General features: G+C 51.9%; 1 protein-coding gene. It reads left to right on the top strand.

The genetic code is table 11. The features are described from left to right. The coding region (locus ACFRAK_RS29690; RefSeq protein WP_394573292.1) for a DUF5107 domain-containing protein at window positions 1–1,058 on the top strand (1,058 nt) is incomplete at both ends.

A 1,058-nucleotide genomic window follows, 5' to 3' on the forward strand; every position in this document is an offset into this window, starting at 1 on the left:
GAAAATGAGTACGTGCAGATTCAGATCATGCCGCAGATCGGCGGACGCATCTACCGAGCCATCGACAAAACCAACAACTATGATTTTGTGTACCACAACCAAGTCATCAAACCGGCTTTGGTCGGCCTTGCGGGCCCCTGGATTTCCGGGGGGATTGAGTTTAACTGGCCTCAGCATCACCGTCCGAACACTTATGGCGAGGTGGATTGGAGAATCGAGGAGAATCCGGATGGCAGCAAGACGGTGTGGGTCGGCGAAATCGACCGGATGTACGGGACGAAAGTGTCCACAGGGTTCACGCTCTATCCGGGCAAGGCTTATCTTGAAATTCATGCCCAGATGTACAATCGGACCTCCGAGCCGCAGACCTTCCTGTGGTGGGCGAATCCAGCCGTGGCCGTCAATGATCACACCCAGTCCGTGTTTCCACCGGATGTCCATGCGGTCTTCGACCATGGGAAACGGGATGTGTCCAAGTTCCCGATCGCAACCGGTACGTATTATAAACAGGATTATTCGGCTGGCGTAGATATTTCCAAGTACCGTAACATCCCGGTACCGACTTCTTATATGGCCTACCATTCGGATTACGATTTCGTGGGCGGTTATGATCACGGCTTGGACGCAGGAATTCTGCATGTCGCCAATAAACATATTTCTCCCGGCAAAAAACAGTGGACGTGGGGTCACGGTGAATTTGGTCAGGCTTGGGATCGTAATCTGACCGATGAAGACGGACCGTATATCGAACTTATGACCGGTGTGTACACCGACAATCAACCCGATTTCACCTGGCTTGCGCCTTATGAGGAGAAGAGCTTCAATCAGTACTTCATGCCGTATAAAGATATCGGAATGGTGAAGAACGCTTCGATTGATGCTGCTGTCAACCTGGAAGTCCAGGACAAGCAGGCCGTCGTACATGTTTATGCCACCTCGGTTAGAGAAGAGGCGCGTATCTTATTGACCGGGGCGGGACGCACGTATTTGGATCGGAAGGTTAAACTGTCACCGACCGATACCTTCAAGGCTGTGATCGAGCTGGATGCAGATGTAAG

The organism is Peribacillus sp. NPDC056705 (genome assembly GCF_043656335.1).